14 protein-coding genes are annotated in these 17883 nt (G+C 71.7%); 5 read left to right on the top strand and 9 right to left on the bottom strand.

The annotated features are described in order from the left end of the window. Nucleotides 1-92 precede the first annotated feature (92 nt). The gene (locus OG488_RS04395) at nucleotides 93-3473 is read left to right on the top strand and encodes an ATP-binding protein (protein ID WP_329226095.1); all 3381 of its coding nucleotides are present in this window, start codon (nucleotides 93-95) and stop codon (nucleotides 3471-3473) included. A 21-nt stretch (nucleotides 3474-3494) separates the two neighbouring features. On the opposite strand, the gene OG488_RS04400 is transcribed toward OG488_RS04395, so the two are convergent. Both OG488_RS04400 and OG488_RS04405 read right to left on the bottom strand, forming a co-directional pair. Further along, nucleotides 3495-4718, bottom strand: coding sequence for a cation:proton antiporter (locus tag OG488_RS04400; protein ID WP_329226097.1), 1224 nt, complete (start codon nucleotides 4716-4718; stop codon nucleotides 3495-3497). Between the two features lie 438 nt (nucleotides 4719-5156). After that, a complete protein-coding gene (locus tag OG488_RS04405; RefSeq protein WP_329226099.1) occupies nucleotides 5157-5630 on the bottom strand; it encodes an ATP-binding protein in 474 nt (157 codons plus the stop codon). Between the two features lie 121 nt (nucleotides 5631-5751). Between OG488_RS04405 and OG488_RS04410 the strand changes: the two genes are divergently transcribed. Further along, nucleotides 5752-6558 carry a nucleotidyltransferase domain-containing protein gene (locus tag OG488_RS04410; RefSeq protein WP_329226102.1) on the top strand — a complete coding sequence of 269 codons (807 nt, stop codon included), beginning with the start codon at nucleotides 5752-5754 and terminating at the stop codon, nucleotides 6556-6558. Between the two features lie 146 nt (nucleotides 6559-6704). Beyond that, nucleotides 6705-6977: a hypothetical protein gene (locus OG488_RS04415; protein WP_329226104.1), complete on the top strand. Its 273-nt coding sequence runs from the start codon at nucleotides 6705-6707 to the stop codon at nucleotides 6975-6977. Between the two features lie 127 nt (nucleotides 6978-7104). Here OG488_RS04415 and OG488_RS04420 read toward each other — a convergent pair whose 3' ends face one another. Beyond that, entirely contained in the window at nucleotides 7105-9063 is a 1959-nt protein-coding gene (locus OG488_RS04420; protein WP_329226106.1) for an acyl-CoA dehydrogenase family protein, read from the bottom strand. Between the two features lie 140 nt (nucleotides 9064-9203). Beyond that, nucleotides 9204-9671: a GNAT family N-acetyltransferase gene (locus OG488_RS04425; RefSeq protein WP_329226108.1), complete on the bottom strand. Its 468-nt coding sequence runs from the start codon at nucleotides 9669-9671 to the stop codon at nucleotides 9204-9206. Between the two features lie 268 nt (nucleotides 9672-9939). On the opposite strand from OG488_RS04425, the gene OG488_RS04430 reads away from it, so the two are divergent. Beyond that, nucleotides 9940-11163 (top strand): alginate lyase family protein, encoded by a 1224-nt coding sequence (locus tag OG488_RS04430; RefSeq protein WP_329226110.1) that lies wholly within the window; start codon nucleotides 9940-9942, stop codon nucleotides 11161-11163. Nucleotides 11164-11256: 93 nt separating this feature from the next. Here the strand turns inward: OG488_RS04430 and OG488_RS04435 are convergent, their stop codons facing one another. Together OG488_RS04435 and OG488_RS04440 are read right to left on the bottom strand one after the other, a co-directional pair. Further along, nucleotides 11257-12441, bottom strand: coding sequence for a serine hydrolase domain-containing protein (locus tag OG488_RS04435; RefSeq protein ID WP_329226112.1), 1185 nt, complete (start codon nucleotides 12439-12441; stop codon nucleotides 11257-11259). A gap of 178 nt (nucleotides 12442-12619) precedes the next feature. Further along, a complete protein-coding gene (locus OG488_RS04440) occupies nucleotides 12620-13195 on the bottom strand; it encodes a CGNR zinc finger domain-containing protein (RefSeq protein WP_329226114.1) in 576 nt (191 codons plus the stop codon). Between the two features lie 106 nt (nucleotides 13196-13301). On the opposite strand from OG488_RS04440, the gene OG488_RS04445 reads away from it, so the two are divergent. After that, nucleotides 13302-14474 (top strand): epoxide hydrolase family protein, encoded by a 1173-nt coding sequence (locus OG488_RS04445; protein WP_329226115.1) that lies wholly within the window; start codon nucleotides 13302-13304, stop codon nucleotides 14472-14474. A gap of 97 nt (nucleotides 14475-14571) precedes the next feature. Here the strand turns inward: OG488_RS04445 and OG488_RS04450 are convergent, their stop codons facing one another. The 3 genes from OG488_RS04450 to OG488_RS04460 form a co-directional block, all read right to left on the bottom strand. Then, nucleotides 14572-15408 carry an IclR family transcriptional regulator gene (locus OG488_RS04450; RefSeq protein WP_329226118.1) on the bottom strand — a complete coding sequence of 279 codons (837 nt, stop codon included), beginning with the start codon at nucleotides 15406-15408 and terminating at the stop codon, nucleotides 14572-14574. Between the two features lie 397 nt (nucleotides 15409-15805). Further along, entirely contained in the window at nucleotides 15806-16804 is a 999-nt protein-coding gene (gene gap, locus OG488_RS04455) for a type I glyceraldehyde-3-phosphate dehydrogenase (RefSeq protein WP_329226120.1), read from the bottom strand. Nucleotides 16805-16922: 118 nt separating this feature from the next. Then, a complete protein-coding gene (locus OG488_RS04460) occupies nucleotides 16923-17876 on the bottom strand; it encodes a GlxA family transcriptional regulator (RefSeq protein ID WP_443074209.1) in 954 nt (317 codons plus the stop codon). Nucleotides 17877-17883 lie beyond the last annotated feature (7 nt).

A 17883-nucleotide genomic window follows, 5' to 3' on the forward strand; every position in this document is an offset into this window, starting at 1 on the left:
GAGCCCCTGCCGGGCGCGCACTCACCGCGGTGCCGGGCCCCCGGGCACTCGCCCGGGGGCCCTCGGGCGTCCTCGGTTACAGTGGCGCCCTGATGAACGCGCAGCACGGGCCCCACCGCACCACCCCCGCCCCACCGCTGCTGCGTCTGCACCTTTTCGGCGGGTTCCGGGTCACCCGTGACGGCGGCCCCGCGCTCGCCGAACGCTGGCCGAGGCCCAGCGCACAGGCCCTCGTCAAACTGCTCGCCGTGTCGCCCGGCCACCGTCTCCACCGCGAGCAGGCCATGGACGCCTGCTGGCCCGACGCCGATCCGCAGGCGGCGCTCGGCAGCCTGCGGGTCTCGCTGCACGCCGCCCGCCGCGCCCTGGAGCCCGAACTCGCGCCCCGCGCCGCCTCGTCGTACCTGGTCTCGGACGGTTCGATGCTCCTGCTCGCCCCCGCCACCGTGTGGATCGACGCGGACGACGCGGAGGAGGCGGGGCGGGCCGCTCTGGCCTCCGCCGGAGTTCCGGAACTGGTCCGGGCCCTCGGCCGGTTCACCGGTGAGCTGCTGCCCGAGGACCGTTACGCGCCCTGGGCGGAGGCGCGCCGGGAACGGCTCGCGGCGCTCCAGGAGAAACTCCTGCTCGGACTCGCCTCGGCGCACCTGGACGCGGGGGCGGTGCAGAAGGCCGTGGCCGTCGCCGAAGAGGTCCTCGGGGCGAGCCCCGCCGAGGAGCTGGCCCACCGCATCCTCATGGACGCGTTCCTGCGCCAGGGGCTGCGGCGGCGGGCCGTACGGCAGTACCACGCGTGCCGCCGGCTGCTCGATCGCGAGTTCGGTGTGCGGCCGGGCCCCGAGACGGAGCGTCTGCACCGGGAGGCGCTCGAACCGGGTCCCGTGCCCCTCCCGTCCACGCCCTCGCTCCCCGCGCTCCTGCGGGTTCCCGCCGCGGCCCCCCTGCACGGACGCGACGCCGCCCTGGGCCGTCTGCTCGCGCGGGAGGGCCCGCCGGTCCGGCTCCTCACCGGTGAGGTCGGCGTGGGGAAGACCCGGCTGGCGGGCGAGGCGGCCCGGCGGGCCGCCTCCACCGGCACGGCCGTGCTGTGGGGCGCCGGACACGACGAGGAGGGGCACACGCCCTACGGGGTGTTCGCCGAGGCCCTCGACGCGTGGCTCGCCGAGCGGGACGCCGCACAGAGGGCCCGGGTGGGCGCGGAGTACCCCGAACTGGCCTCGTTCCTGCCGTCCCTGGGCCAGGTGCGGGAGGTCGGTGGACGCAGCCCGGAGGAGGAACGGGACCGGCTCTTCCGGGTGACCTCGGCCCTGCTCGCCGAACTCGCGGCCGCCCATCCCGTACTGATCGTCCTCGACGACCTGCACGCCGCCGACACCGGCTCGTATCAGCTCCTCAGTCATCTGGCCCGGCGCGCGGCGGCCACCGGCGCACGGCTTCGGTTCCTCGTCACCTGCCGGGAGGAGGAGCTGCCCGACGGCGACGCGCGCCGCACCTGCCTCACCGCGATGCTGCGCCAAGGGCTCGCCGTGCGCGAGCGGGTGGGACCGCTCGACCGGGACGCGTGTCTGGCGCTCGTACGGGACGCGACGGGGACGGCACCCGGCCCGGACACGGCGGGGCAAGGCCCCGGGGCACCGCCCGCACCTGTTCCCGACGGACGGATGCGCCGTGTCTGGGAACTCTCCCTCGGCAATCCCCTGTACGCCGTGGAGCTGGCCCGGGGGCTGGGTGACGGCCTGCCCGCCGCTCTGGCGTCGGACGGGGTGCGCCGACTGGTGGGTGAGAGGCTCGGCAGGCTCGACCAGGACACCCGGCGCATCGTCGAGGCGCTGTCCGTCGCGGGAGGCGAGGCCGCTCTCTCCGAGCTGCTCGACGTCGCCGCGCAGGGGCTCCACCCGGCGGTCCACGGGCCGGCCGCCGCCGACGCGCTGGAACGGGCCGTCGCCGCCTCGCTCGTCGAGGAACGTCAGGTCGTGGTCTCCGGGCGGCCCGAGGAGGGGCTGGCCTTCCGTCACCCCCTGGTCCGCCTGACGTGTTACGACAGGCTCTCCGCGATGCGTCGCCGCGAACTGCACGGCGCCTTCGCCCGCGCGGTGCTCCGCCGCCGCCCGGACGCCGTCGACGCGCTCGCCTCCCACTTCGCCCGCGCGGACGACTCGCGGGCCGCCGAGTACCTGCGCCGGGCGGCCGAGCGGGCGGCCTCCCTCTACGCGAACGACAGCGCCGACCGCTACTACCGCGACCTGGTGAACCGTCTGGACGTGGACGCGGCCCGGGCCCGGCTCGCCCACAGCCAGGTGCTGCGCAGGATGGGCCACTTCACGAAGGCGGCCGACTCGCTACGGCTGGCACTCGACGAGTTCGTACGGCGTGGCCACCACGACGACACCGTGCTCGCGGCCGCCCGCCTCGCCGAGACCCTGGTGAAGACCGGGGCCCGTGACGCCGGCCTCCAGGTGCTCCGCGACCATCCGGTGGCCGAGGACACCGCGCCCGAGGCCGTCGCGGACCACTTCCTCGCGCTGTCCGTGATCTGCGGGGTCCAGGGACGGTACGCCGAGGGGTTCGAGGCCGCCCGGCAGGCTCTCGCCGCGGCAGTGCGGGTGCCCGGGGCGCCGGGGCAGGGGCTCGTGGCCCGCTCCTACGCCCAGCAGGCCAGCACCCTCGGGCTCGCGGGCCGCTTCGACGAGGCGCGCGAGGCGGGCGAGCGCGCCCTCGCACCCGCCGAGGCCTACGGCGACCCCACGCTGCACGGTCTCGTCCTGTCCACCTCACGGGAGAACGCCCGGCGCGGCGGACGTCTGCGTGCGGCCGTCACCACGGGCCGGCGGGCGCTCGAACTCGCCGAGCAGTCGGGCGATCCGACGGCCGCCGCGTTCGAACGGGCCAACCTGGCCGAGCTGCGGTTGCTGCTGGAGGAGATCGACGAGGCACGGGCGCTCGCGGAGGCCGCCGTCGCGGGCGCCGAGCAGGAGGAGGCCTGGTGCCTGCCGTACACCCTGGCGACGCTGGCACGCGTGCGACTGCGCACCGGCGCCGACGCGGAGGCCGCGGTCCTGCTGGACCGGGCCGGGGCGTCCGCCGCCGGGCTCGGCGACCGGCAGGCCACGTACGAGGTGCGGACCGCACGCGCGGAACTGGCCCTGGCGGCGAACCACCCGCAGGCTGCGCTACGGGCCCTGGACGGTTCGGTGGCGGAGGCACCGGTGCTGGCGGCGTGGGCCGAGCTCCTCGCGGGGCGGGCGGAACCTGCCCGGCTGCTCGCCCTCGCGGAGGCCGCCCGGGCGGAACGGACCGGTGAGCGCCTCGCCGAGGTGGAGGCACGGGTGGCCCTCGCCGTCTCCCTCTCCCGGCTGTCCCTCGCCGACGAGGCGGTGGACGCCCTCCGGCAGGCGGAGGCCCTCGCCGGCGCGCTCCCCTACCCGGCGGGGCTGCGTCGCGTGCGTACGGCGCGCGGGCTCATGGACGCCTGAGGCGGGCCCGGAGCGGAGACGTCACCATGCCTCGGCTTCGGAGCCGGCGTCCGAGGCGGTGGCCGTCCGGCCCTGCCCGCCGGCCTTCGACCGCAGTCGCGTGGCGAGCAACGGCAGCACCAGGACGGACAGCATCGCGGCGCCGACCAGCGAAGCGGCCTCGTTCGAACCGAGGAGGTCCTGGTCCACCCCGATGGTGGTGATCGCGACGACCAGCGGAAGGCAGGTCGAGGCGAAGAGGGCCAGTCCGGCCCGGTCGGCGGAGCCGAGGTCCTTCGGGGCGAACACGTACACCGGTCCGCCCCGCACCAGCAGGAACAACAGGAGGAAGAGCGGCACCACCAGCAGGGCGGCCAGGTCGTGCACCAGCGCGTCCAGGTCGAATTCGATGCCGGTGACGACGTAGAACAGCGGTACGAGGAAGCCGAAGCCCATCGCCTCCACCTTGCCCAGGACCTCGTCACTGCTCTCGGGCGCGGCCCGGTGCAGGACGAGACGGGTGAGGATCCCCGCCGCGAACGCGCCGAGCAGCACGTCCAGGCCGAACACCTCGGCGAGCCCCAGCATGCAGGCCAGCAGCAGCATCACGAAGCGGACGGCGAACTGGCCGCTGCTGTGCAGGGTCCGCTCCGTCAGCCGTGTGAACCAGGGCTTCCGCGGGCGCAGGGCCCAGAAGACGGCTGCGGCCGCGATCACCCCGAACGCGGCGAGGAGAGCGGCGGACTCGGCCGGGCGGCGGCCGCTGAGCAGCAGCGCGACGGCGACGACGGGACCGAACTCGCCGACCGCGCCGAACGCCGTCATGACCGTCCCGAAGCGGCCCTTCAGCTCCCCGCCGTCGCGCAGCATCGGCAACACGGTGCCGAGGGCCGTGCTGGTCAGCGCCGTACCGATGACGAATGCCTTGAACACCTCTCCGCCGCTGATGAGGAGGGCCAGCCCGATCGCGGCGACGAGGGAGACGAGCCAGGCCCACAGGGAGCGGCGCAGCGTGTCCCCGCGGATGGCCGCGAACTCGATCTCGTAGCCGGCGAGGAAGATGAGCATGGAGAGCCCGAGGTCGGAGAGCGTGTCGATGACCTCGTCCGTGTGGGCCCAGCCGAGCACGTCGGGGCCGATCAGGATCCCGAGCGCGATCTCGAAGATGACCAGCGGAACGCGGAACCGGCGCCGCGTCGCGTACACGAGCAGCGGTGCCAGAACGGCTGCCGCCATGATGAGGACGAGGGTGCCCGGGTGGGTCATACGACGCCGCCGCGGTGGCGGGTCACGGGGTGGCGGGTCACGGGGTCGCGATGGGGCCGTCGGGGTACGGAACGCCCCGTTCCGGGGGGCTGTCCGCCTCGCTGGGGAGGCGCTGTCCGCGCGCCCGAGTCGTATCCGCCGGCTCCGTGTGCCGGCCTTCCGTGGTCCGGGACATCGGGATCTCCCTCGCAGACGGCATGGGGTGGCCGAGGACGCGACGACGCGCGGTCCCTGTCACTCTCGCCGCTGCTCCGAGGTCGTACTACCGGGTGTACGCCGTCGGGGTGAGCCCCTGTCCGCAGCGCCCGGGTCGGGATCCGTTCGCCGGCCCCACGGGCGTCCGGAACCACGTGTCACCGGATGGCGGGCCGTCGCGGAGGGCCGGGAGCGCGTGATCACGGGCCCCTGCTCGATCCCCGCCGGGAGTCGTGCCTCTGTTCAGGGCTGCCGGCCGAGGACGTCGTCACCGGGATCGTCGGCGAGGACGACGGCCGCGGTGATCCGCTTGCCGACGGGTTCCCGGTGCACGGCGAAGCTGCGCGACACGGCCATCACGATCTCCAGGCCGTGCTGCCCGATCCGCGTCGGGTCGGGTGCCAGGAGGGAGGGCAGTGTCGTGCCGCTGTCCCACACACTCACCTGGACGGTGCCGCTCTCGATCGTGAGCACCAGCAGGCAGGGCCCCGGCGCGTACTTCTGCGCGTTGGTCACCAGCTCACTCACGACGAGCTGCACCGTCCCCAGCACCCTGCTGGAGACCGGCAGCCCGTGAACGGCCTGCACGTCGCCGAGAAAGGACCGGGCGAGCCCGCGGGCCTCCGCGATGCCCTCGCCCCGCTCGAAGACCGCGGAGACCTCGATGGTTCCGCCGGCCGAAGACTGCTGCACACGGTCCTGTGCCACCTGGTCCATGGAACCCGCCTGATCTGAAGTGATCCTCATCCTGCTCAGCGTCCTCTACCCCGAAAATCCGGGGTCAGACCAAGAGAAAAATCCGCTCGGCGACGTGGGCCGTGTGAGGCACAGTGACCCCATGGACGAGCGAGGGCTGGACCACGACGGAACCATCGCACGCGAGGGCGCCCTGGACCGGATCACGGCACCCTTCGTTCCCGTGGTCGACGCCGCCCGCACCCACATCGCCGAGACGTTCGGCAGGGGGCGACTGCACAGCGCCTACCTCTACGGGAGCATCCCACGCGGGACCGCCACACCCGGAGTCTCCGACCTCGACCTCCAGCTCGTCCTGCACGACGAACCCACCCGGGCCGACCGTGCCGACGCGGACAGGACCGAGGCCGCGATCGACCAGGCGTTCCGGCAGATCGACGGCGTCGGAATCCTGCTGTCCAGCAGGCGCGTCCTGCTCAGCGACCTCGAACGCCACGACGGCGGGTTCTTCGTCGCCTGCCTCTGCACCCCGCTGCTCGGACCCGACCTGGCGGAACGTCTCCCCCGTTACCGCCCCACCTCCCTCCTCGCCCGCGAGACCAACGGCGATCTGGGGCGCGTTCTTCCGCGCTGGCGCGCCAGGGCCGCCGCAGCCGTGACGGACACCGACCGACGCACGCTCAGCCGTCTCGTCGGCCGCCGCACCGTCCGCACGGGGTTCACGCTGGTCATGCCGCAGTGGGGCGGCTGGACCAGCGATCTGAACAGGTCCGCCGAACTCTTCGGCCGTCATCACCCGGAGCGCGCCGAGCAGATGCGCGTCGCGGCGTCGGCCGGCCGCACCCCCTCGCCCGATCCGGCGGTACTCGGCATGCTCATCGATGACCTGGGGCCTTGGCTCGCCGCCGCGTACACGGCGGTGCACGGCGAGAAGGCGCCTCGGCCCTGACGGCCCGGCCGCGGTCCCGCCGGGGCATGGGCCCTCACCACAGACCTCTCCCAAGTAGCGGTGTCAGAGGGGGACTTGAGGGTACCCGTGGAGTTGGCCGGTCGATATCGGGATCAGGCCTCTTGACGATCACGAAGGAGTGGCAGATGACTGCGCAGTACGACAATCAGCAGACCGGGCAGCACCCTCATGGCGCACCGCAGCGCACGGCGAGCGGCAACGTGCTGAGCATCATCGCGATGGTGCTGGGCGTGATTTCGCTCATCTTCCTGCCCATCGTCTTCGGTGTGGTCGGCCTGGTGCTGGCCATCGTCGCCAAGACCGTCAGACACGAACGGCTCGCTGTGCCCGCCATCGTGGTGAGCGCCGTGGGCCTGGTCGGCGGCATGCTCCTCGGCATCCTGCTGGCCGGCTCCTGACCTGAGCCGACGACCGCGCCACCTCGGCCGGTTGCTGCGCCCCGGCCTCGACGGCGGGGCGCAGCAACCGGCCGAGGTGGTTCATGCGGGTGAGCGCACGACGCACACCCCGGCCGGCGGCGCCGGGTCAGCCCACCAGGTCCGGCGCGCGCAGCATCTCCGGCGGGATGCCCCAGGCGTCGACGAACCCGACCGCGAGGGGCCGGACCTTGCGGCAGAGGTCGTTCACCTCACGACTGATCGCCTTGGAGCGCTGGACGGTCAGCCGTCCGTGTTCCATGAACCAGGCCCGGTCCGCCTCGATCGTCGACAGGGCGAACAGATCGCACAGCAGGCCGAGGGCCACCTTGTTGTCGCCCTCGGGCAGCGCGCCCACCTTCTCGACGAACGCCTCCAGCACCAGCCGCTCCACATGTGCGTGGGCGACCGCGATGACGTGGTCCTGGACCTGCGAGAAGACGACGCCGGGATTGCGTTTCTGGTCGATCCCGCGCTTGAGCCGCCGGGCCACCCCGGCGAGCATGTGCTCCTCGCGGTAGCGGAGCATCGCGAGGTGGTACTCCGAGTCGAGCAGGCCGGCTTCCTGGTCCCACTCGTCGCCGCCGGGAAGCAGGTCACGTACCCGTTCGAGCAGCTTGTGGGCCGACGTCTTCTCTATCACCGTCTCGACGGCGAGGTTGGTCACGTAGCGGACCGTGCCCAGCTGGTCCAGGTCCTCGAACTCACTCGCGTAGTGGGTGAGCAGGCCCTTGGCCACGAGCTGCAGCAGCACGTGGTTGTCGCCCTCGAAGGTGGTGAAGATGTCGCTGTCGCTCTTGAGCGCGGCGAACCGGTTGACCGCCAGGTAGCCGGCGCCGCCGCAGGCCTCGCGGCACTCCTGGACGACCCGGGTGGCGTGCCAGGTACCGAGCGCCTTGGTCCCGGCGGCCCGCGACTCCAGCTGACGCCGCGCATGGGCGTCGTCCTTGATGCCGGAGAAGACCGCGTGCAGCTGCGTACGTACGACGTCCTGCGCGAAGTGCAGTGCGTACGTACGCGCGATGAGGGGCAGCAGGCGCCGCTGATGCAGACCGTAGTCGAGGAGCAGTTGCTCCTCGGTGTCCGAGGCCGCTTCGAACTGCCGGCGCTTCACGGCGTACTTCGTGGCGATCGCCAGGGCGACCTTGGCGGCGTTGACCCCGGCCCCACCGACGCTGACACGGCCCTGCACCAGCGTTCCGAGCATCGTGAAGAAGCGCCGGTTCGGGTTCTCGATCGGGCTCTCGTAGACGCCTTCGGCGGTGACGTCCGCGAACCGGTTGAGCAGCGCCTCGCGCGGAACCCGGACGCCGTCGAACCACAGCCGGCCGTTGTCCACCCCGTTGAGACCCATCTTGCGGCCGTCGTCCTCGATCCGCACACCCGCCGCCGCCTCTCCCCCGACCCGGATCGGGACGACGAACGCGTGGACGCCCTCGGACTTCCCGCCCACCTCCAACTGGGCGAACACCACGGCCAGCTCGCCGTGGCGGGCCGCGTTGCCGATGTAGTCCTTGCGCGCCTGGTCGCCGTGGGTGGTGATGACGAACTCCTGGCAGGCGGCGTCGTACCTCGCCACGGTGCCGAGGGCCTGGACGTTGGAGCCGTGCCCTGTCTCGGTCATGGCGAAGCAGCCCATCAGCTGCCCGGTGATCAGATCCGGAAGGTAGGCCTCGTGGTGGCGTCGGGTGCCCAGGTGCAGGATCGCGCCGCCGAAGAGTCCGAACTGCACACCTACCTTCACCAGCACCGACAGATCGCCGAAGGCAAGCGTCTCGAATGCGGCGATCGAGGCCCCGATGTCGCCTCCCCCGCCGTACTCTTTCGGGAACCCCATGCCCGTCTGTCCCGTGGCGGCCATCTCGACGACGAGCTCACGCACCCGCTCCCGGAACGCGTCGACACCGAGCTCGTCAGCCTCCTCGAGCACGGAGGCGTACGTCGCCAGGTTGGTCCGGACGAGGTCACGGATCTCGGCGTACTCGCCGTCGAGCACCTCCGTCAGTGCCCGGACGTCGACTTCGGGCTGCACGTAACCGCTCTCAGCAGTGGATCTGTCGGTAGCCATGCACTTTCGCTACCCCGCGCGACGACGATCAAGCAGTCGCCCCGGGCTCCCGGAGCCGTACGGGGGAAGCGGGGAGGGCCGTCGGTACACGGTGGACCGGCCTGTACCGAGGTGCACCGCCGCATCCCGGACGGGCCCCTTCAGCCCGGATCAGGTCCGTCGGCGGTCGGGCAGAGGTAGAACAGCTCGGGGTCGCCCTCATCGAGGCCATGGACCAGGCCGGCCGGGGTCCACCCGGCGCGTCGGAGCAGTCGCTGCATCGGCTGGTTGGACACGTTGGTCGACGTGAACAGCTTCGGGGTCGCGCAGGAGGCGGCCGCCGCGTCGAGCAGGCGACGGCCGACACCCTTGCCACGGGCAGCCGGAGCCACCATCAGCATGGTGACAAAGCCCTGTGCGAAGAACGTGTACTCCACCACGCAGTAGCCGAGCGGGCCGGACACGTCCTCCGCCGCGACTGCCAGGCCCTGGTGACACCACCTTCGGATGCTCGCCTGCCGCCCGACATCGCCCTGGGCCGCGAACGGGTCGATCCGGCAGAGCGCCTCCGACTCCCATTCGCTCACGCTGCGCACGACGAACTCGCCGGGGCCCGCTCCCTCGTCCATGAGCCCATGCTCGCAGTTCGGGCCGGAGGCCGTCCCCGTTCCGCGACCGTCACGCGCGGGGCGCACCGACCCCGGGCCCGAGGGCCCGTACATCGAGCCCTCGTCACGTCCGGCGCGGGGCAGCCTTCGACGAGCCGACAGGCGCGTCAGGTCTAGACCTTGACGCGTGCATGGCGGGCCGTTAGCTTCCTGAAGACATCAGCCATTCACGTCCGCAGGAAGTGTTCACATACAAGAACATCCCCTCGGTTAGAGAGGCACACCCCCCATGCGCAGCAGATTTCTGAGATCCACCCTGATCGCGACCGTAGGCGGGCTGCTGGCAGGCCTCCTCGCGCTGCCGGCCTCGGCCGCCCAGCACGATGCCGCGAGCACGGCCGCCGACGCGGTGCCCGCCTCGCAGGCCGCCCCCGCCGCGTTCACCCACCCCGGAGTCGGCGTCAGCCGCGCCCAGTTGGACACCATGCGCAGCCGCGTCGACGCGGGCACCGCCCCCCAGGCGGCCGCCTACAGCCAGATGATGGGTTCGCGGTACGCCTCCCTCTCGTACACCCCCCACCCGCGCGCCGTCGTCGAGTGCGGTTCGTACTCGAATCCCAACTACGGCTGCACGGACGAGCGTGAGGACGCGATCGCCGCGTACACCCACGCCCTGGCCTGGTACGTCACGCGCAACGCGGCCCACGCCACGAAAGCGATCCAGATCATGGACGCCTGGTCGGCCACCGTCCGGGACCACACCAACAGCAACGCGCCGCTGCAGACCGCCTGGGCCGCCTCCTCCTGGCCCAAGGCTGCCGAGATCATCAAGCACGTCTACGGCAACTGGCCCAACTCCGGCCGCTTCGGCACCATGCTCCGCGACGTCTACTACCCGGAGATCCAGAACGGCTCGAACTCCAACGGCAACTGGGAACTGAGCATGACCCAGGCCATCATCGGCATCGGGGTCCACCTGGACGACAAGGGCATCTACGACCGGGCGGTGTCGCTCTACCGCAACCGGGTGCCCGCCTTCGTCTACCTCACCTCGGACGGCGCCCTGCCACGCACGAAGCCGGGTGACGGCCGCGACACCCGCGACGAGATCATCGGCTACTGGCACAACCAGACCACATTCGTGAACGGGCTCGCCCAGGAGACCTGCCGCGACTTCGTCCACACCGGCTACGGTATAGCGGCCATGTCCCAGGTGGCCGAGACCTCCCGCATCCAGGGCCAGGACCTGTACCCGGAGTTCGGCGAACGGATACGGCACGCGCTGGGCCTCCACGCCACGTACGAACTGAACAACCCGCCGTCCTGGCTGTGCGGAGGCAGCATCAACCGCGGGCTCGGCCCCGTCACCGAGGTCGGCTACAACGCGTTGCACAACCGGCTCGGGAACGCCATGAGCAACACCGAGGCCTACACCCGGGCCGGGCGTCCGATGGGGACGAACAACCTCTTCGTCGCCTGGGAGACGCTGACCCAGGGGGACAACCTGTCCTGAGGCGTCGCACGGCACCGAGTCATTGACCGGCTTACGGATGGACACGCCGGGCGGGTGCGCGTCCCCCGCCCGGTCTGGTCGGCAGGCGTTGCGTCACGGGGTGCTGAAGTTCCTGGCGCACAGCGCGTGCTCGATCAGGGCGCTGGCCGCGTTCTCCTGCTCCAGCATGTGCTCCTTGGTGTCGCCGCGCGCCTCGGACATGGAGACCACGGCGCTTCGACGCCCGTCGTCGGTGACGCCGTTGAGCGTGATGTAGCCGCCGTCCCCGCCCTCATGGCTCCAGTAGGTTCCTCCGCATCCCAGGGGGCGTTCGACCAGGCCGAGCCCGTACCGGCCCTTGGGCCAGAGCTCTTGGACCTCCGCGCTCACGGGGACGGTGCGCTTCATCTTGGCCAGCTGCCGTGCCGGCAGTAGGCGGCCGTCGAGCAGAGCGCGGAGGAAGCGGTTCTCGTCCCGAGTGGTCGTGACCCACGAAAGGTTCGCGTGGTCGACCGGTATCTGGTCGGTGACATTCACCCGGGAACCTGGGCCGAAGAGCTGGTAAGCCTGGGCGTGGGGTCGGGGCAGGGTCGGCGAGGTGCCCATCCACCGGGTCTGGTCGAGGCCCAGGGGGCGCAGGATGCGTGTGTCGATCTCTTGGTGAGCGGGGTGACCGGTGACCTTCCGGATGATCAGGTCGAGCAGGATGTAGCCGGTGTTGGAGTACGCCCAGCCCTTGCCCGGGAGGAACTCTTCCGGCTTATGGGCCATGGCGAACTCGACCAGCTGCTCGGGTTCGTAGATGTGGTGGCGCTGCTGGTGGTACTCCTCCGGCGTGGTGTATCCGGGCAGGGCGTCCCGGATGGCGCTGGTGTGCTGGAGCAGGTGACGGATGGTGATCCTGCTGCCGTCGTTGCCGTTTCCTCGCACCACTCCGGGCAGCCAGTGGTCGACCGTGTCGTCCAGGGACAGCCTGCCCTCGGTCTCCAGCTGGAGGACCACGGTGGCGACCAGCGTCTTGGACGTGCTGGCCATGCGGAAGTACCCGCCGGAGGAGACCGGTCGGCCGGTGTCCAGGTCGGCGGTACCGCTGGTGGCGACCGACTGCCGACCGTCGGGCGCGATCACGCGGGCCTGTACACCGCTCACGCCGAGGGCGTGGATCGCCTTGGTGTCCCGGCGTAACTGGTCCAGAGGGGAGGGGCCGGCAGGCTGAGCGATGGCGGGGACCACTACGGCAGCGAGCTGCGTAGCGACACCGAGTGCCATGACCTGGAGCTTTCGCAGAGTCGAAGTCATGGCTGCACGCTATTTTCGCTCCCACCGGGGCGCGATCCGGCGAACCCGACGGTCGGAACGGGGGATAACCCCCAGCGCGGGCGGTCGCCGGTCCGGCGTCGACCTGCCGAGCGCGGTGCGACGGTGCGCGGATCCAACCGTACCCAGCGGTCCCGCCGTCGGACGGCACCGCTCTCGATCACTCCGCCGAGCTGGGACTCTCACGCTGGTTGGCGTGGAAGCGCGCTTTCTTCTGACGATTCCCGCACGTGTTCATGTCGCACCATTTGCGGGTGCGGCTCTGACTGGTGTCGAAGAAGGCGGCTCGGCAGGTCGGTGAGGCGCACAAAGCCAGCTTTCCGTCGCGTTCGCCCGCGATGACGCTGACCGCGTCGGCGGCGACCACGCCGAGGGCGTCTTCCACGCGGGAAGCCGGGCTGAGCCGCCACTGACGCTTGCCCTCGGGCGTCAGGGTCGCTGCGGCCCGGCCCTGGACGCTGAAGTCGTTGATGGCACGGACAGCGGCCGCCGGCAGAGCGTCCTGGATCGCGGCCGCTGTCGCGGCGGCATGGATCGACTCCCTCAACTCCCGGGCGAGATCGAGTTGGGCCAGGGTGCAGGAGTCCACGGCGAGGCCGTTCACCGCCAGCCAGTCGACGAGCCGCTGCGGCACGGGAATGCGCTCCACCACGGTGCCATGACGCTCCGACAGGGTCCCCGTGAAGCTGGTCGCCAGCACGGCACCGAGGCGGAAGTCAGGGAACGCAGCACACATGGAACCACCTTAGCCGGTTGCAGCATGACTCGGAGACCTGTTAGAACCGTCTTAGCCGGTTCTCGGTTCGTCCTGGCCGGCGCCCCCCCGACGGCCAGGAGGCCCCATGCACCGTCCGACCAGCGACGTGCACGCATTCGAAGCCCACGCGACCGACGCCGACCTCGACGATCTGCGCGCGCGACTGGCCGCGGCACGCCTGCCGGAGGCCGAGACGGTCCGTCGCGCCGCGCCCGGCCCTCACCGGTGGGAGCAGGGCGTTCCCCTCGCCGACCTCGTCCGTGTCGTGAACTACTGGCGCACCGGGTACGACTGGCGGTCGTTCGAAGCACGCCTCAACCGGATCGGCCAGTTCCGCACCACCATCGACGGTCTGGGAATCCACTTCCTGCACCGCCGGTCCGCGCGTCCGGACGCCACTCCTCTGATCTTGACGCACGGCTGGCCGGGCAGCATCGCCGAGTTCACCGATGTCGTGGACGAACTGGCGGATCCGGACGACGCGGACGCCCCGGCCTTCCACGTCGTGGTCCCGTCGCTACCGGGCTTCGGTTACAGCGACAAGCCGGCCACCACGGGGTGGGGAACCGAGAAGATCGCCGCCGCGTGGGTGGAACTGATGGGAAGACTCGGCTACAGCACGTTCGCAGCCCACGGCGGCGACTGGGGAGGGGTGATCACGACCGTCCTCGGAGGCAGGTTTCCGGAGCACGTTCTCGGTATCCACAGCGTGCTCGCGCAGGCACCGCCCGGGTTGACGACCGACGGACTGACGGAGGTCGAGCGCCGATGGACCGAGGAGACCCGCGCTTTCTGGCTCCACCGCTCGGCGTACGCGAAGCAGCAGGCGACCCGGCCGCAGACCATCGGCTACTCGCTCGTCGACTCACCTGTCGGACTCCTCGCCTGGATCCTGGACAAGTTCGCCGAGTGGACCGACACCGAGGACAGTCCGTTCGAGTCGATTTCCATGGACCGCGTTCTTGACGACGTCACCCTGTACTGGCTGACGCGGACGGGCGCGTCGGCGGCCCGCATCTACCACGAAAGCCACCACTCGCTCGATCCCGAACTGCGGGTCGACGTCCCGTCGGCCCTCACCATGTATCCCCGCGACATCGAGAAGTGTCCGCGCCCCTGGGCTCAGGAGCGGTACCGGCAGATCGTCCGGTGGCGGTCGCCCGGTGTCGGGGGACATTTCCCGTCGCTGGAGGTTCCCGGGTACTTCGTCAGAGATCTGCAAGAGGGCCTCGCGGCAGTGCTGGCCGCTCGTCGGTGAAGGCGGCCGGGTGCCGGTTCCGGACCGGCGTCGGTCCTGACGGGCGTACCCGCCTCACTCCTCGCCGCCGCCACGGAGCTGCCCGCCACGGGGGCCTTCACCCGGGCGGCTCCGTGCCTCCGGAGGGGGCGGCCCGACGGCCGTCGGCGGAGCGCTGGCGGGAGACGGCCCGCGCGGCCGCCCGCACCGCGGCGCCGTAACCGGCGTCGGCGAAACCGGTGCGGGGCGCCACGACCGACAGCGCGGCCACCACCTCGCCGCCGTCCCGTACGGGCGCGGCGGCGGTGCTCATCTGCCAGGGACGACCCTGATGGGCGACCACGGAGTCGCCACGGCGCACTTCCGCGAGCAGACGGCGCAGGTCGGCCGGAGAACGGACGGTGTCGTCGCCCTCCCCCGGCACGTAGTCCTCGATGACGGAGTCCTGGAGGGCCGGTGGCGCGAAGGACAGCAGCACGAGTCCCACGCCCGTCGAGGTCAGCGGGAGACGTCCGCCGACGCGGTACTGCACCGGACTGGCGTCCAGCGAGGAGAGCCGCTCGACGAGGAGCGCCTCCCCCTGGTCCAGCACGGCCAGCAGCACGTGCTGGCGGGTCACCTGGAAGAGGTCCTCCATGAAGGGCATGGCCACCGACCGCAGCCCGTGGCCGCGTGGCGCGAGGGAGGCGATTTCCAGAAGCCGCAGCCCCACGGTGTACCGGCCGTCGTCGAGCCGCTCCAGCGCACCGACGTCCACGAGCGTCCGGGCGAGCCGCAGGGTGCTGCTGCGGGGAATGCCGCTACGGTGCGCGAGATCCGCAAGCGTCTGCACACGGTGGCCGCTGTCGAAGGCGCCGAGCAGCGCGAACGCCCGGTTGATCACCGGTTGCCGCTCGACGGGCTTGCCTCCGCGCCGAGGCCGGGGGTCGCCGCCGGAAGGCTGCGTTTCATCCATCGGAATCACCGGTGCCATGCTACGGCCCCGTTTCCACGGTGGCCTCTGTGCGGCTCGGTCAACGGCAGGCCGCCATGGACCACCTGACTCATCGACGTCCGTGCCCACCACTTCACCGACAGCTGTGTCGCGGCGGCACGGTCCGCGGGCGTCGGGCACCCCGACGGGATGGCCGGCCCACCCGGTGCGCCGAGCAGCACCTGGACCTGATGGGGCGCGGGGCATGGAGAAGTCGCACCTCTCCGGGGCAGAGCTCCCCGGGGTGACGACCTCCGTCGCCCTCCGGGTGGACGTGGTGGACGTGGCAGTTCCGCGACGGACCGAACCATCGGGTTCCGCACGGACACCGGAGGACGAGGGGGGCGGCCTCAGGAGGCCGGGCCGCCCCGGCGTCCCGTCAGCGGGTGGCGAGGAGTTCGAGCGTGTCGATCACGCGGTTCGAGAAGCCCCACTCGTTGTCGTACCAGGCGACCACCTTGACGTGGCGGCCGTCGACGCGGGTGAGGTCCGAGTCGAAGATCGACGAGGCGGGATTGCCCGTGATGTCGGACGACACGAGGGCGTCGTCCGAGTACTCGAGGACGCCGGCGAGCGGCCCCTCCGCCGCCGCGCGGTAGGCCGCCAGCACGTCATCGCGCGTCACGTCGCGGGCGACGGTGGTGTTGAGCTCGACGATCGAGCCCACGGGCACCGGTACGCGGATCGAGTCGCCGGACAACTTGCCCTCGAGGTTCGGCAGCACCAGGCCGATCGCCTTGGCTGCACCCGTCGTCGTAGGCACGATGTTGACGGCGGCGGCGCGGGCGCGGCGGGCGTCGCGGTGCGGACCGTCCTGCAGGTTCTGCTCCTGCGTGTAGGCGTGCACCGTCGTCATGAAGCCGTGCTCGATGCCGGCCAGCTCGTCGAGCACCGCGGCCAGCGGCGCGAGCGCGTTGGTCGTGCAGGAGGCGTTCGAGACGATCGTGTGCGTCTCGGGGTCGTACGCGTCGTTGTTGACCCCGAACGCGAGCGTGACGTCGGCGCCGTCCGACGGCGCGCTGACGAGCACCTTCTTCGCGCCCCCGTCGAGGTGGGCCCGGGCGTCCTTGGCCGACGTGAAGCGGCCGGTCGCCTCGAGCACGATGTCGACGCCGAGCTCGGCCCACGGCAGCTGCGCCGGTTCACGCTCGGCGAGCACCCTGATGCGCCGGCCGTCGACGACGAGGGTGTCCCCGTCCACGGTCACCGGGCGGCCGAGGCGGCCGGCCGTGGTGTCGTAGGCGAGCAGACGGGCGAGGGTGGCGGGCGCCGTGAGGTCGTTGACGGCGACGACTTCGAGGTCGCTGTCGCGTTCGAGCAGCGCGCGCAGCACATTGCGTCCGATGCGGCCGAATCCGTTGATGGCGATGCGAGTCATGAATGGTGTCCCTTCGGGTCACCACCAGCGTCGCGCGCCGCATCCGCCTGTGACAGCGGCGCGATCGCCATGGTTCAAAAGGATCGCGCCACGTCGGATCGCGCCACGTCGACGCGGGCTACTCGCCCTGTGCGAACGTGCGCCGGTATTCGCTCGGCGTGGTGCCGAGGATGCGCTGGAAGTGCAGCCGCAGATTCGCACCGGTGCCCAGACCGGCCTCCGTGGCGATCTGTTCGACGCTCTGCTGCGAGCGTTCGAGCAGCTCACGGGACAGATCGATGCGGGCGCGCATGACCCACTGCATCGGTGTGTACCCGGTGTCCTCGACGAAGCGTCGCGAGAAGGTACGGGGCGAGACCGCCGCGTGCCGGGCGAGGACCTCGAGCGTGAGGGGTTCGCCGAGCCGGTGCAGCGCCCATTCGCGGGTGGCGGCGAACCGCTCCCCCAGTGGATCGGGCACGCTGCGCGGCACGTACTGCGCCTGCCCGCCACTGCGGTAGGGGGCCGCGACCAGGCGTCGGGCCGCGTGGTTGGACGCGGCGACCCCGAGGTCACCGCGCAGGATGTGCAGGCACAGGTCGATGCCCGAAGCGGCGCCGGCCGACGTCAGCACACTGCCCTCATCGACGAACAGGACGTTCTCGTCCACCTGTACGCGCGGATGCCTCGCGGCGAGCGCCCGCGTGTAGTGCCAGTGCGTCGTGGCGCGCCTGCCGTCGAGCAGGCCCGTGGCCGCGAGCGCGAAGGCGCCGGTCGAGATCGCGGCGAGCCGCGCGCCCCGGTCGTGGGCGGCGATCAGCGCGTCGACCACGGCTCGCGGCGGGTCGTCACGGTCCGGGGAACGGTAGCCGGGGATGAAGACGATGTCGGCCCACGCGAGTGCGTCGAGGCCGTGGGCGACGTGGTACGACAGGCCGTCGCCCCCCGTCACGAGGCCGGGAGCCGCGCCGCACACCCGCACCTCGTACGGCATGCTCGCGCGGGTCGTGAACACCTGGGCAGGGATGCCGACGTCGAGCGGCTTCGCACCCTCGAGCACGAGGACGGCGACGTGATGCAGGCGGGAGACCACGGGCAAC

It is taken from the genome of Streptomyces sp. NBC_01460 (assembly GCF_036227405.1).
Classification (GTDB): Bacteria; Actinomycetota; Actinomycetes; order Streptomycetales; family Streptomycetaceae; genus Streptomyces.

Coding starts and splice junctions, on each gene's coding strand:
- OG488_RS04395 (WP_329226095.1), top strand. CDS start 93: ATGAACGCGCAGCACGGGCCCCACCGCACCACCCCCGCCCCACCGCTG.
- OG488_RS04415 (WP_329226104.1), top strand. CDS start 6,705: ATGACTGCGCAGTACGACAATCAGCAGACCGGGCAGCACCCTCATGGC.
- OG488_RS04440 (WP_329226114.1), bottom strand. CDS start 13,195: ATGTGTGCTGCGTTCCCTGACTTCCGCCTCGGTGCCGTGCTGGCGACC.
- OG488_RS04450 (WP_329226118.1), bottom strand. CDS start 15,408: ATGGATGAAACGCAGCCTTCCGGCGGCGACCCCCGGCCTCGGCGCGGA.
- OG488_RS04400 (WP_329226097.1), bottom strand. CDS start 4,718: ATGACCCACCCGGGCACCCTCGTCCTCATCATGGCGGCAGCCGTTCTG.
- OG488_RS04420 (WP_329226106.1), bottom strand. CDS start 9,063: ATGGCTACCGACAGATCCACTGCTGAGAGCGGTTACGTGCAGCCCGAA.
- OG488_RS04445 (WP_329226115.1), top strand. CDS start 13,302: ATGCACCGTCCGACCAGCGACGTGCACGCATTCGAAGCCCACGCGACC.
- OG488_RS04435 (WP_329226112.1), bottom strand. CDS start 12,441: ATGACTTCGACTCTGCGAAAGCTCCAGGTCATGGCACTCGGTGTCGCT.
- OG488_RS04405 (WP_329226099.1), bottom strand. CDS start 5,630: ATGGACCAGGTGGCACAGGACCGTGTGCAGCAGTCTTCGGCCGGCGGA.
- OG488_RS04425 (WP_329226108.1), bottom strand. CDS start 9,671: ATGGACGAGGGAGCGGGCCCCGGCGAGTTCGTCGTGCGCAGCGTGAGC.
- gap (WP_329226120.1), bottom strand. CDS start 16,804: ATGACTCGCATCGCCATCAACGGATTCGGCCGCATCGGACGCAATGTG.
- OG488_RS04430 (WP_329226110.1), top strand. CDS start 9,940: ATGCGCAGCAGATTTCTGAGATCCACCCTGATCGCGACCGTAGGCGGG.
- OG488_RS04410 (WP_329226102.1), top strand. CDS start 5,752: ATGGACGAGCGAGGGCTGGACCACGACGGAACCATCGCACGCGAGGGC.